This is a genomic window from Streptomyces ardesiacus (assembly GCF_003112575.1).
GTDB lineage: Bacteria > Actinomycetota > Actinomycetes > Streptomycetales > Streptomycetaceae > Streptomyces > Streptomyces ardesiacus.
Genome location: NZ_BEWC01000005.1, coordinates 164,349 through 177,132, shown reverse-complemented (window position 1 = coordinate 177,132; position 12,784 = coordinate 164,349). Strand labels below are relative to the sequence as shown.

13 protein-coding genes and 2 pseudogenes are annotated in these 12,784 nt (G+C 69.1%); 7 read left to right on the top strand and 8 right to left on the bottom strand.

Translation table 11 applies throughout. From position 1 onward, the window contains the following. Positions 1–40: 40 nt before the first annotated feature. Positions 41–190: pseudogene (locus tag Sdi02f_RS36455) on the bottom strand (nucleotidyltransferase domain-containing protein); the annotation flags it as partial. Positions 191–366: 176 nt separating this feature from the next. Beyond that, entirely contained in the window at positions 367–519 is a 153-nt protein-coding gene (locus Sdi02f_RS35655; protein WP_167458184.1) for a hypothetical protein, read from the bottom strand. Positions 520–791: 272 nt separating this feature from the next. Between Sdi02f_RS35655 and Sdi02f_RS35650 the strand changes: the two genes are divergently transcribed. The 3 genes from Sdi02f_RS35650 (at position 792) to Sdi02f_RS17300 (ending at position 3,139) form a co-directional block, all read left to right on the top strand. After that, entirely contained in the window at positions 792–1,565 is a 774-nt protein-coding gene (locus tag Sdi02f_RS35650; RefSeq protein WP_159107656.1) for a hypothetical protein, read from the top strand. 274 nt (positions 1,566–1,839) lie between these two features. Continuing rightward, positions 1,840–2,193: an SPDY domain-containing protein gene (locus tag Sdi02f_RS17305; RefSeq protein ID WP_108933607.1), complete on the top strand. Its 354-nt coding sequence runs from the start codon at positions 1,840–1,842 to the stop codon at positions 2,191–2,193. 124 nt (positions 2,194–2,317) lie between these two features. Beyond that, positions 2,318–3,139 (top strand): SPDY domain-containing protein, encoded by an 822-nt coding sequence (locus Sdi02f_RS17300; RefSeq protein WP_108933766.1) that lies wholly within the window; start codon positions 2,318–2,320, stop codon positions 3,137–3,139. Between the two features lie 253 nt (positions 3,140–3,392). Here the strand turns inward: Sdi02f_RS17300 and Sdi02f_RS17295 are convergent, their stop codons facing one another. The 6 genes from Sdi02f_RS17295 to Sdi02f_RS17270 all read right to left on the bottom strand — a co-directional run bounded on the left by Sdi02f_RS17295 (position 3,393) and on the right by Sdi02f_RS17270 (position 9,460). Continuing rightward, a complete protein-coding gene (locus tag Sdi02f_RS17295; protein ID WP_030404615.1) occupies positions 3,393–3,773 on the bottom strand; it encodes a hypothetical protein in 381 nt (126 codons plus the stop codon). A 102-nt stretch (positions 3,774–3,875) separates the two neighbouring features. Continuing rightward, positions 3,876–5,612 carry a relaxase/mobilization nuclease domain-containing protein gene (locus Sdi02f_RS17290; RefSeq protein ID WP_108933606.1) on the bottom strand — a complete coding sequence of 579 codons (1,737 nt, stop codon included), beginning with the start codon at positions 5,610–5,612 and terminating at the stop codon, positions 3,876–3,878. Then, positions 5,609–6,001 carry a plasmid mobilization protein gene (locus Sdi02f_RS17285; RefSeq protein ID WP_093845231.1) on the bottom strand — a complete coding sequence of 131 codons (393 nt, stop codon included), beginning with the start codon at positions 5,999–6,001 and terminating at the stop codon, positions 5,609–5,611. The genes Sdi02f_RS17290 and Sdi02f_RS17285 overlap by 4 nt, the downstream gene beginning before the upstream one ends. A gap of 317 nt (positions 6,002–6,318) precedes the next feature. Next, positions 6,319–7,605, bottom strand: coding sequence for a hypothetical protein (locus tag Sdi02f_RS17280; RefSeq protein ID WP_174843364.1), 1,287 nt, complete (start codon positions 7,603–7,605; stop codon positions 6,319–6,321). Between the two features lie 227 nt (positions 7,606–7,832). After that, positions 7,833–8,531: an ATP-binding protein gene (locus Sdi02f_RS17275; RefSeq protein WP_030404611.1), complete on the bottom strand. Its 699-nt coding sequence runs from the start codon at positions 8,529–8,531 to the stop codon at positions 7,833–7,835. After that, complete coding sequence (locus tag Sdi02f_RS17270; RefSeq protein WP_108933604.1) at positions 8,528–9,460, bottom strand: hypothetical protein; 933 nt, start codon at positions 9,458–9,460, stop codon at positions 8,528–8,530. Before Sdi02f_RS17270 ends, Sdi02f_RS17275 begins: the two co-directional genes overlap by 4 nt. Positions 9,461–9,979: 519 nt before the next feature. Between Sdi02f_RS17270 and Sdi02f_RS17265 the strand changes: the two genes are divergently transcribed. The 4 genes and pseudogenes from Sdi02f_RS17265 to Sdi02f_RS37000 all read left to right on the top strand — a co-directional run. Then, positions 9,980–10,237 carry a helix-turn-helix domain-containing protein gene (locus Sdi02f_RS17265; RefSeq protein ID WP_108933603.1) on the top strand — a complete coding sequence of 86 codons (258 nt, stop codon included), beginning with the start codon at positions 9,980–9,982 and terminating at the stop codon, positions 10,235–10,237. Positions 10,238–10,309: 72 nt separating this feature from the next. Then, positions 10,310–10,666, top strand: coding sequence for a helix-turn-helix domain-containing protein (locus Sdi02f_RS17260; protein WP_100455331.1), 357 nt, complete (start codon positions 10,310–10,312; stop codon positions 10,664–10,666). Positions 10,667–10,717: 51 nt separating this feature from the next. Next, positions 10,718–12,235, top strand: a complete 1,518-nt coding sequence (locus Sdi02f_RS17255; RefSeq protein WP_108933602.1) for a LacI family DNA-binding transcriptional regulator — start codon at positions 10,718–10,720, stop codon at positions 12,233–12,235. A gap of 137 nt (positions 12,236–12,372) precedes the next feature. Continuing rightward, positions 12,373–12,582, top strand: a pseudogene (locus tag Sdi02f_RS37000) (histidine kinase dimerization/phosphoacceptor domain-containing protein); the annotation flags it as partial. Positions 12,583–12,784: the final 202 nt, after the last annotated feature.

The window sequence follows — 12,784 nt, the reverse complement described above, 5'->3', positions numbered from 1 at the left end:
TGGAGGAACTGACGTTGCGACGTCCATGGAGCGAGTTCCGTCAGGGAGCTCCAGCACGCTCGTAGCCGACCCACAACCGGCCGCCGGCCTGCCCGAGCACCTCGTCCACGACGGCCACGAGGGGCTCCACTCTCCCGCCCAGTACCTCGTTCAAGCCGTGGTGGAGGCATGTGCTGAGCCCTGGCGCGGTATGGGGCTGGGTCCCCGTAGAGCAGCACCACGATGTCGAGGTCTGACGCGCCCGTCCATTGGGGTTGCACCGACTAGAGGGGATAGCGAAGGCCCCGGCCGTATCGACCGGGGCCCTGCCTGTGTGGTCTGCTGATACTGGTGAACCGAGGTGCGCTCGCCCACCGAGCGCTGGCCTCAGCCGACCGTCACGGTCACTCCGTTCGTGGCGGCGATCAGCACCGCCCCGATGACGCCCACCGTGACCAGGATGCTGATCAGACGGACCGTCCGGCGCTCCCTCTTGATGGCGTACCGAACGGTCCGCCACCACTCATTGCTCCGCTCCATGTTGTTCACCTCCTCTGCCTCGAAGTCGATAAGAGCTTGCGCTGGAGTCACGAACGAGGAATCGCAGCGGTACGCTGTGGTCCACAAAGATCCGTGGTGAAACGCGGTGCAACACGCAAGCGCCTGATCTCGGCGGGGCTGGGGGAGCGATGGCGGGCTCGGCGGCCCGGAGCGTAGACATTCCGGAGGGTGTGCCGGCCGGACCGGTGCGGGACTGGCTGGAGTGGCTGCGCGAGTTACGTCGGTGCGCAGGTTTGCCCTCGCTATCCCGCGTGGCACAGAAGGCGGCTGAGCGAGGCAGCACCATCAGCGTTCCGACGATCAGTCGGGTACTCCGGGGTGAAACGGTGACGGAGCAGGCTGGTCTAGCCGTGGCCTACACATTGGCGGAGATGGACGTTCGCCCAACTCGTCGCACCGCAGCTGAGCAGTGGGAGCAGTTCGATGCCGTGCTGGAGAAACTGCTCGGGGACGCCCTCAGGTTGACAGCTGCACACGAAGATGCGGAGTCAACACCTGCATCATCCGACCGCAGCGGAGACCTGATTGCAGTCACGCTGCGGACGGCGCAGAGTCCGCTGCCATTTGATTCGCCCGAACTCGGCGCTCTCCATCGCTTCATCGCTGAGGCGCGCCAGATCTCTCATCTGCCATATGAAGCAGAAGATGGCGAGGACCTTATCCCGGCAAGGGCGCTGGGGGGCGCCGGTACTACTCCCTCTCGATACGTTGTTGTATCGGACGGCCCCAGGATTCCCTTCGAGCGACTCCCTACCTTCGAGCATGGTCTCTTCTTCGTAAACAACGGCCAGTATCTTCCAGGCGAGCTGCGGACACTGCTGAGCTTTGGGCGCGCGTTTCGCCAAGTTGTCGTAGTGGGTTTGAAGCGGGACACAGAGGGGGCGCTAGCGGAGATCCTGGGACGGTGTCAGGAGCCGCTTCCGGAGGGGCGGAGCCCTCTGGACCAAGTGGCCTATATCGCAAATAGGTTGTGTCGCGAGCTGCCGGATCTCTTTTCGTGGTCCCAAAATGACTCGCGTCGGTGATTTCTGCGGATTCGCCCCCCCCGGGCTCTACATTTTCCGGATGCCGGACAGAGGCGGCAGGCCGCGGTTCCCCCAACGTGCTCGCCTCGCACGACTAGGGTCACTGTCACAAAGACGAAACGACTGGGGCTGCTGTCAAACTACTCCGTTAGATGCCAAAGGAAATTCGCCGACGGCAGACAGCAAAGATCCACGAATGACTGGCCAACGCCGCAGCAGCATGTGAACCTGGACGACCTTCTTGCAAAGCGCCAGGTCAAAGAGGTGATTGCCCGTGACTGCTGCGTCATCGGGTCCCGGATTCTCCACCACCGTCGAGGCCCTGTGGCTGTGTGAGTGGCTGCTCGGCCCGGGTCGGGCCACGCTCGTGATGGATCAGTTCTCCGCCGACGACTTCCACCTCGTCGTGGACGACCGCGCGGACGTACACGTCAATTCGAGGGATGGTCGCTTCTACCTCGGGTGGTTCCCGTTCGGGCGTCCTGGCACCGACGGCGAGGGATGGAAGATCGCCGTCGCCGGAACAGCCAAGGTACGCGGCTACCAGATGACCTTCGACACCGAGACGCCAGCCGACATCGTTGCCGCCGCAGTCGCTCGCGTCCTGGAGACCTCTCCGCCGGTGTAACCGTCAGAGGCTCGAGTCGACGCCCTCGGACGCCCTGGACGTTCGTCCGCCTGAGACTCCGGCGCAGTCGACCCAGTACCCGTTCAGCTTGCGCACCGCTGGCGGTACCAAATTCACCAAGCCCTTGGAGGCGTACCTGCATCCCGACTTTCCGATCGATCCACCCGCTCCGGCCAGCGTCCCGTCCGCTTGCTGGGTTGGCCCCCGGCACTTGGCCGGTGACGACGGGCGCCCATATGACGCCGTCGCCGACACGCTCGCCGGCCTGGGCTGGACGAGCCTGACGCTCGTCCGTGGGCGCCGGGAGCCGGACGAGGCGCCGGAGGTCCGTCAGGTCCTGCGCAGCATCGTCTTGCACATCAGCCCCGATTCCCTGCGGTGGGCGCAGTGGGTCTTGCCGGACGAGCCGTTCCATTTGGGCAACCTGCCGACGGCCTGGCAAGTGTCCGCTCGTTCGGATCTGGCTGGTCCGCTCGCCCAGTGGTCGGCCTACTTCACCCCGGAGGTCCCCGGAGAGGCCCTTGGCGCCTTCCTCACCGCGCTCGACGCCCGCGATCAGCCGGCCCTGCCGCTTGGTGGCCCCGAGCTGGTCCTTGACGTGGTTACGGCACACGGTTGGCTGCGTGACGTAGACCAGCCCGGCACGGGCGCGGTGGATCCGACGTTCGCCTCCCACCTTCGCCTCGGCGAGGTGCCGCCCCTCATCCAGGATGGCGATCCATTGGCACTGTTGGCTGAGGTTGGCGAGGCGGTCCTGGCCGGGTGGCAGGCGTGGGCCGAGCCGGTGCTCGGCGCGGGCTACCTGTGGGCCGCTTCGTTCAGCAGCAGCGTGCCGCACGACCTCGTCGCCGCCTTCGCCGACTCCCTCAGCTCCAGCGCACCGGTCCTGCGCCGGGTGCTGCCGGAGAGCACACGCGACCGCCTCCTGCGCGCTCCAGCCAGCTAGGCCATCCAACGCATGGAAGCCGGGCCTCCCCTCGGGGAGGCCCGGCTTCATGTTGCTGTGCCCTGGTCGGCGTCCTCATGCGTCACGGCTTGAGGTTGTTGAGAGCGGTCCGCCTCCACGCCTGGTGCTTCGTTCTGCGTGACGATTCCTACCGGCTATCGCTTGGAACGCACACGCCTCTGTGCCAGATGCCGGAGCGGTCGTCGGAGCCGGTCACCAGCGCGTGGGGTGCGTATCGGCGCGGGGGCCAGGGTTAGAAGGCGTAGGGGGTGAAGGGACGGATTGGGTCGACGATAAGCCCAAGGAGGCGATCGAGCTCGGCTCGCTCGTCCTCATTCATGAGCTCGACAGCGTTGCCGAGTATCTTCACGTCGAGCCGATCCCAGAACGGGGCCAAGAACTGGTCGAGGGCATCCGGGGCTCCGTCCAGAGTGCGCCGGTAGTCCTCGTAGCGCTTGAGCTGCGTCCTAGCCTCTGCGAAATCGTCGCGAGTGACCTCGTCAATGAGGCTCTGCTCGTGCTTGCTGAACGGGCGCCCGTCGAGGTGGTACCAGTTGCCGGTCTCTATTCGGCGCTCGGCGTCCGTGTCGCAGAGCAGGACGACGGTCTCCGGTCGGGCTTGGGTCTTGGGCATACGGGAGCTCCTCCTGGGAGTGGGTGGGTGAGACATCAATGGTCGGGAGAATCGCCGGTTTGCCCAACCGGCGATCGTCGGCTATGTTGCGTCGCTTTCCGGTCAGCGGCGGCGGCTGGAAGAGTTCGCGGTGCCCTGCGCCAGCGGCGTGTTGGGCACTGAGGGCTTGTGGCGGTGACTGCCTTGGGCGAGTGCCTCGTGAGAGCTTTCGGACAGGGTGGGCAGGTGGGCGCTGTGGCGCAGGCGCCAGACGAGGACGTCGCTGATCGAGGTGGCGGTGTCGAGCTCGCGCCGCCGGGCAGCGTCGGCCAGCAGAGCTGCCGGGTCGTGGCCGGCCTTCCGGGTGTCGTCGAGGGTGGTGGCCAGTGCGGACCAGCCGCCCTCGGCCAGGATCCGTTCTGCCAGCTCGGGTAGCACGTGGTGAACAAGGTCGGCCTGCCGCTGCCGGACGCGCGGGGCCAGGCGCCGGCCTCGCTGGCCCAGTGCGGCCAGGGGCTCCCGCGCAGCGGCCTGGTAGGCGGCGCGCAGATGCTCGGCGGTTTGTCGGGCTGCTGCGGCCTGCTGACTGTGGTGCTTCTTGGCGTGCCAGTTCGCCGCGGCGATGGCAAGGAAGAACGCCACGTCGATGAGCATCGCGGTGGTGGCGCCGTCTTCCCCTCGGCCGAGCGCCGGCCCGCTGTGGACGAGGTCGCGGGCGGCTTGGCGCAGGGTCCGGTCATGCCCGCGTACGGCCCTCACGTGGGAACGGCTGGCCCGCTCGAACACGAATGCTGCCTCGCGGAGTTCGGCGCGGGTGTGGGCGGCGGACGTTTTGGCCAGCGCGTCCAGTACCTCACCCGCCGCAGCGATCTGGGCCGCTGCTGTGCCGTCGTCACTCTGGTCGATGATCAGCAGGGCCTGCCAGGTAGCGGCGGTGGCCCTGCGGCGCGCGAACGCGGGACCCGTCATGTCCGGCAGGGCGGGCTGCTGCGGCCCGGAGCCGTCCGCTGTAGTGGGCTCCGCGGGCAGGGCCCAGCGTTCGCGGATGCGGGGGAGGGACAGATCGGGTGCGAGTTTCGAACCGGAGTAGAAGACCGGCTCCCCGTCCTTGTTGTGGTCGTCGGGCAGGGCGACCTTGTAGCCGAGCAGGTCGCCGGAGGGCGCGATGCGCTTGCGGATCAGCAGACCGGCGGCGGCCAGGCGATCGAAGAACTCCTCCGTGGAGGCGGTGCCTGCGGCGGCGCGGCGGACGGTCTCGCGCAGTTCCTCACGCGCGGTGCGCTCGCGGCCTTCCCGTTTAGCTTTGTGGCGTTCGGCGCTGGTGGGCCGCTGGGCGGCAGTGCCGTCGCCGGCGTGGAGGCGGCGCAGCTCGTAGTCGATCTCGATCTTGCGGGCTTCGTCCTGGGAACGTTTGCCGTCCCGGCGGAGGCGGGCCTGGCGGCCGTCCTCGCGGACGATGGTGGCGATGATGTGGATGTGGTCGTCGGCGTGCCGGACCGCCGCCCATCGGCAGGCGGCGTCGTCGCCGTCGGGTGCGATGCCGGTTGCGGCGACCATCCTGCGGGCGATCTCGCCCCACTGCTCGTCCGAGAGGATCGGGTCTTCGGGGGCGGCGCGTACCGACAGGTGCCACACGTGCTCGGTCGGCCGTCGGCTCTCGGGCAGGGCCATGACTGGCTGGTCGAGCAGCCGCTGGAGAGCGCCGTACGTGGCGTCGAGGTCTCGGCCGGGATCGGGGGCAAGGCTGTCCCATGCAGCCACCAGGTGCGGGTCGATGTGCTCCTCGTGCGTGCCAGGCCCGTACAGGTAGTGGAGCAGGCCGATGGTGCGCGTGCCCCTGGCGTGGACGCGTGGGATCACGCAGCCGCCTGGTTGTCCAAGTACTGCTGGGTGAAGGCGTCGACCCGCGTGGCGGCGCGCTGGACGGCGGCGAGGACCGCCTCGGCCTGCGGGGCCTCGGCTCCGGAGTTCAGCGCTCTGGCCACCTGGTTGAGGTTGTTTCCGATCTGCCCGAGGCGCCGTCGCAGCGTGAACAACTCCTGCAGCATCTCCTTCTTGCCTGCGATGTCCGCGGTGGTGCGGTTGAGGTCACGGGCAGCGTTGAGAGCCGAGCGGGCAAGAAACCCGGCCATGCTCATCCGGCACTCGGCGGCTGCCCGGACGAGCAGTTGGTACTCGTCGTCATTCATGCGGCAGCTGGGCTGGCGCACGCGCTTCTTCTCGTCGCGCAGACGCTCACGCTGCTGCACACGGGGCTTCGACGAAGCGGCGTGAGCACAGTCGGTGCTGTGGCACGCGCGCGGTTCTTCCCTCTCAGGATGCGATCCGCCCTCGGTCGCATCCTGAATGATCGGCGCCCCCCGGTGCCGATCTGCTCGCACCGCTGTCGGGGCGGGGCAGGCAGGAGCATTGCTCCCGCCGGGAGCAATGCTCCTGCACCAACTTGCTCCCGACTGGGCAGGGGCGGTCGGCAAGGATTCCTCGTGAGGCTTGGGGTCTTCGTGGTGCGGGGTGTGCATGGGGCCCTTCGGGTCGGGGTCTGGTTGGGAGTGTTGGTGCTGGGGAATCAGCGGAGTGGATCGCCGGCCGTGGCCTTGAGCTGGGCCTTGAACTCGCGGACGACTCGTCCGACGTCGTCGCTGAAGACGGTGTAGCCGACCGCGCGCAGGGCGGCCTCGACCCGGTCGCGTCCGACGCTGCCGGTCTCCTCGTAGATGCGGCGAGCGTGCTTGAGGATGACCTCGTCGGAGGCGCGGGCTTTGCCGGTGTGGCGCTTCTTCCGGGCAGCCGGTTTCCGCTCGCGCCTGCCCGACACGCTGCCCGCGCTGTTGCCCGTAAGCGCCGGGCTGTCTTCGGCTTCTGCCCGTACGGGCAGCCCGGGCACCAGGCGGGCAGGCTCCGAGCGGGCAGCCGGAGGCGCCTCGTCGTCACCCGGGCCTGATGGGTGTGGGCGGGCAGCGTCCTCTGTCCGAGGCAGTGGTGCCGGGCGGGCGGAGCGCGGGCGGCTGTGCCCGCCTTCAAGGTCGGGGGCCGAGGCCGGAGTCTGCCAGCGCGGAGGCAGCGTGATGGAGGCGAGGCCGAGGGCCTGCTTGCGGGTGGCGAGCTTGCGCAGCAGCAGCTCGTCCTGGAGCGGGTCGCCGTCGACGTCGGCCCGCTCCAGCGCCTCGTGCAGGCGTTCCGTCAGGCGTTGTTGCCGCCGCTTGCTGCGCCGGCGGGCGGTCACCGACTCGGCGCGCAGGATCAGGGCGACGGCTTCGCTCAGCGCGCGGTCGCGGATGAGGCGGGCGGCATCGGCGTCCTGGTCGGCGATCCCGAGCCGGGCCAGGAGGCGTTCGCGTGCCTGGCGGACGAGGACGGCGCCCAGACCGCGTGAGGCGGCGTCGGGGGCGCGGTGACGCAGCTCGATGCCCATGGCCAGGTGCCACAACATCGCGGCCATGACCGGGCCGACAAAGGCCCGCACGGTGCCACCGACCAGCCCGGACTCGGCATAGGCGGGCAGGATCTGCACTGCGGTGATGACCCAGGTGAGGGTGCCGGGCAGGCCGGGTGCCTGCTTCGGGCCGTTGAGGTTCTGCCGGGCCATCAGGGCAGTGGCGAACAGGGCCAGCTCGGCGGCGGCGAACATCGCGACACGCTCGGCGGTGCCGCCCATGTCGAGATAGTCGGCGGCGAACCGCCAGCTGGTGTCCGCGCTGTAGGCAGTGCAGCCGAGCGCAGCCACGGCCGCGACCGGCACCGCGGCGGTGCCACGCCAGCGGTTGGTGTGATGCCGGCGGCGGCGCTGCTGGCGGATCAGCCACCCGGCGAGCAGGCCGAGCAGCATGGGCGGGATGAGGAGCGCCGCGGTCATCACCGGGGAGGTGGCCCAGTCAGGGAGGAGCGGTGTGCCGCTGATTCGTATGGCGAGGGGGACGGGGCTGAGAGGAGGCAGGAGGGGGCTCCAAGGCGTCGGGGGTTGAGAGGCGAAGGGTGAATCGACGGCGCACTGAGCGCCCGCCTACGCGAGTGGCTGGCGCGGGCAGGGCTGGGGTGAGCGTGGGCGATGCGGCGGGGCCAGCCTGGAGAGGGCGCTGAGGCTCAGGCGGCGGGCGCTGTGCGTCGTCGGTCGGGGCCGTCGAGGATGACGCGCTCCGTCATCTCGGCGAGGCGGGAGGCGACGCGGTCACCGAGCGTGACGCGCAGATGCTCCATCGGAAGGTTGGTGGTGATGAGGGTGGGGAGCATGTGCTCGTACCGGTGGTTGATGAGCCGGTAGGTCAGCTCCTCGGTCCATTCGCTGGTCTTGGCCGCGCCGAGGTCGTCCAGGAACAGCAGCGGGCAGCGCGCCAGGGTCTGCAGGTCACGTTCGGCGTCGTGGCCGGCTCGGGGGCGCAGGCGCGCGTGGAAGTCGGCGGTGGTGGTCGCTTCCCAGCGCAGACGGACCCCTCGGGCGAGCAGGGTGCGGATGGCGCCGTACGCCTGGTGGGTCTTGCCGGTGCCCGTGGGGCCGGCGATCAGCAGCGACGGGCCTTCGGCGATGCCCGGCCCGCCGGGGCCGGGGCGTCCGGCGTGGGCGATCTCGTCGGCCCAGGCGGTGACCTTCGGGTGGTCGGCCAGGGCTCGGCGGTAGCGGGCGGGGATCCTGGCATCGGCGAGTTCCAGAGCGGTGACGGGCTCGGCGTGCCCGTCCTCGACTGCGGTGGTGGCGAGGTCGATGCCGCGACTGGCAAGGATGCCGTTGAGCCGGTCGGCGAGCGGGCCGACCCGGTGAGGCTCGCGGGTGAGGGTGGCGGTCAGAGGTCACCTCCGTAGGCGGCTTCGACCTCGGCGGGGTTTGTCCACGCCCTGTGGACAACCGGCACGGTGGGGGTCGCGTTCATGGCCTCGTGCACGAGGCTCGGTAGAGTGCTGGGGTGCAGGCCCTTGGCGCGGTGCCGTTCTAGGCCAGCCCGGATGTGGGCGGGGGTGATGTCCTCGCCCAGCAGCTTGCGCACCTCGCGAGCGAGATGGCCCAGGACGTCCTTGGGCGGACGGTGTGTGCAAGCGGCGGCGTACTCGGCGATGAGCTCGTTGGCCGAGACGGCGTGGGGTGCGGGGGCGCTCGCGCCCCCCGAAGGGGTATCTCCTAGATCCATGATCCTAGGTCCTAGATCCGGGCCGTGAGGCGTCACCGCTCCCTCACGGAGCCCTTCCCGCTGCCTCACGGAGGGCTCAATGAAATCGCTCTGACCTGCTGCTTCGTCATCGGTGACCGACTTCACCGCAGGCTCGCGTATTCGCCCGCAGCCCTCACCGAGTGCTCCGTGAGGCTGCGGTGCGGTCTCCGTGATGCCGACCCTCTTAGCCGGCGCGTCAGCGCCGGGCGAGGTGCCAGTCAGCGTGTCGTGGTGCGGGCAGGCGGGGAGGCGGCTCGCGCTGGGACGGTTGATCTTCTGATGCTGCCGCCAGGTGACGATGTGCAGGTAGCGCTTGTCAGCCGGACCCTTGTAGCGGCATATCAGACCGGCGTCGGCAAGCTGGGCGAGGTCCTGTTCGACGTCGCCAGGCGTGTGTTCCGGACGCAGGACCCATAGTTGTCCGGCGATGATCGCGGCGTGGTCGCGGTGGCGGCCCTGGTCGTCAGCCTGGGTGAGCAGGCCGAAGAAGGTGCGCTCGGCGGTCAGAGAGACGGCGGCCAGGGACTCGGAGACGAAGGCTTCCGGCTTGATGGTGCGGATTCGTGCCAAGGGGGCAGGTCCTCACTCGGTGGCCGGTAGGCGGGATGCCCACGGTTCACCGTCGGTCGGGGGCGGTCGGGGGCGGTCGGGCGTGAAGGGGCCTGGAATGTCTGGCCGTTGACGCGGGAGCGTTGATGGCCGCTCGTGCTGTCCGGGGTGTCGTCAACATAGCCACACCCAGGTCGCGCAAGTCCAGCCTTATCCGGCGCAATCTCTCACGGCAGAAATGCCGCTGGAAATCGAGTCGGCAAGGGCGGTGCGAAAACGGTAGGGCACGATCGGCGGTTGACCAAATAGTTGCCCTGCGTCCCGAGCCAGAAGCATCACATCGGCAAGCCGTTGACGTCCCCCGAGTGGCGAAGCTACAACACAACACCCCACGTCAGAGAGGTTCACGAAGGCTGGGACGTGTTCGAGATCCGGCCTTGCGCAGCACCCCGACCGCCTCGCTCACCGATTGAGCGCGGCGCAACATAGCCGACGATCGGCGGTTAACCAAACCGCCGAATGCACGCTACAACTGGAGCTATGGCAGCACGATCTCTGGAAATAGGACCCGCAGGATTGACGGTGGCTCGCATCATCGAAAACCTCCGAATCGAACGCGGCCTTGGGCAGCGCCAACTCGCGGCACGCTGTACCGCCTTGGGCCGCCCTATGTCCAACACGATGCTGTCCCGCATCGAACTCGCCAAGCGGCGATGCGATATCGACGACCTCGTCGCCATCGCCGCAGCCCTGCAGGTGTCACCCGCCGCCCTCTTCCAGGGGCCGGGCGCCGCCTGAGCCGCCCACGCAGCCCCTCCACGACCTCCCGACTAGGAGCCGCTCCCCTTGCACCGATCCACGCCCGCGCCCGTGCTCCACAGGCCGTCTGACGCCCATCCGCCCCGCCTCTACCACCCCGAGGAGATCGCCGACACCCTCGGATGCTCGGCCTGGTGGGTCAAGGACCGCGCGCGAAGGCGCCTGATACCGCACACCCGGGTTGGCCGCGCCTACCGCTTCACCGCCGAGCACCTCGCCGAGATCATCCGCCTCTACGAGCAGCGGCCGGCCCAGCCCGGGCAGACACCCGCACGGGCGACCGAGTCGCTCTCCGAGCCCGGTACGCAGACCGGCTCCGCGGAACGTCGCCGCCCTGTCGTTGCGCCGGCGACCCGCCTGCGGGCCCGCCCGCCGCGTCGACAGCAGCAGTACGGCACTGTCGCGTGACCCGATCCAATCTGCGGTAGCCGAGGAAAAGGAAGAGGGGGACAGCGGAACTTGGGTTTCGCGGAGAAGCGCGGAAACTACTGGCGCGGCCGGTACAAGGTCGCGCTCGGCAAGCACAACACGGTCGTCGACAACAACGGCAAGGCGATCAGGTTCGCCACCAAGGGCGAGGCCCAACGGGCAGCAGCGGAGGCGGAGAACAAATACCGACGCGGCGAATGGCGCGACCCGACCCTCGGCCTGGAGACCTTCGGCGAGTACGCGAACCGCTGGTACGAGGCCCAGGACCTGGCCGCCTCCACCATGCAGAACTACAAGCGCCACATCGAGGAGCACCTCCTCCCCGAGTTCGAGGACAAGGCGCTCGCCGGCATCCTGCGCACGGACGTCGACCTGTGGGAGAAGAAGGAGAAGGCCCTCTACGCCGCCTCCAGCGTCAAGACCTGGCGCTCGACGCTCCACCTGATCTTCGAGGACGCGATCGACGAGGGCCTGATCACGTCCAACCCGGCTGCTCGGCGGCGGGGACGGGGTAAGCGCGCCGGCCGCTCCCGAGACCGTGGTCCGGAGAAGGTGGTCACCGACGCGCTCGGCATCCTGCTGACCGCAGAGCGCGCCGCCCTGCTCTCCGGCCGTGACGACGAGTTCGCCGCCGTGGTCCTCAAGGGGTACACCGGCATGCGCTGGGGCGAGATCGTCGGCCTGGAGACCGCGTTCGTCCGCCCTGGAGCCGTCCGGGTCGAGTGGCAGCTGTACGAGCTCGACACGGGAGAGCTGGTGCGCTGCCCGCCGAAGGACGACAGCTACCGCACCATCGACTCGATGGACTGGCTGTCGGCGCTGGTGGCCAACCACATCGCCCGCACGAAGCCCAAGCCGTGCCCCTGCCACGGCAAGACCTACGTCTTCCGAGGACAGGGCGCGGCCCGCACAGGCGGCCACCAAGGCGCGAGGCTCGTCGACGTCGCCCGCCGTGCCGGCGTCTCGACCGGCACGGTGTCCAACGTCCTCAACCACCCCGAACGCGTCACCGAGGCCACGCGAGAGAAGGTCGAGCAGGCCATCGCGGACCTTCGGTTCGTCCGGGGCGGCGTCGTACCGGAGCATGCCGCCCACTGGCGCAGGAACGGTTTCGCAACCTGGCTGTTCACGCCAGCGGTCTCCGGCTGGTACCCGAAGAAGGCACCACAGGAGCCACGGCCGGTGCCCCTACTCGGCGAGCCGTGGCCCGGTGTCCCGGCACGGGGTCGGGGTGCCAGCGAACGGGCCGACGCCTGCTGGCTCCCGATAGCCAAGGGACTTACGCCCCACGGCCTCCGCCACACCCACCGGACGATCATGGAGGACCTGGGAACCGAGAAGGTGCTCATGGACGAACGCATGGGCCACATCGACGGCTCGGTCTCGGCACGCTACGCCCACGTCACCCCGGGAATGCGGCAGCGCCTCAAACTGGGGCTGACCGAGCAATGGGAGTCGGCCCTCGACGTCCGACTGGCTCTGTGCCCGACGTCGCCAGTGCGCCTGCTCGGCGATCTCCTACGCGCTCGCGCGGTCGCCCTTCGGTAGCTCTATGCTGCCCCGCAGTACGCCTGCGGGGCAGGGCCTTTGCCACTGGAAGCGGCCTTCGGCGCCTGTATCTTAGGAAGCAACTGTTGGCGAGGCACTGGACGGCTCCGGCTGGCGGCGCAGCACGCCGGCCGTCGAGGGCCCGACCGGCCTCCCGCAATTGCGAAGCCATCGTCTGCGAGATGCATGACGTACTCGCCCACCGGCTCAGGCTGCTCAGCGTCGACACGGGCGCCTTGGAGTTTCGCCGGGACGCGCCCTGCGAGGAGATCGCCCGCGCGGCCTGCGTCATCGGGAAATTCGCCCACGAGGCCCTCCAAGACCTACGGCAGACAACCGGCCGCCTGATCGTGAGGTCACGTCCGCCCTCGCCCCCGGCCAGGGCCTGATCGGCCTAACCGAACGGGCCACTCCAACCGGCGGCCGACTGGAGTACGACCTCCAGGAGGACCCAGCGGGTTCGCGGTACGGGCGTGGCTGCCCTGGAGTGAGCCGGACGCACGCCGGTGCTTCCGGCAAGGCACGCCACGGCCGCCGATCCGCGGCCGG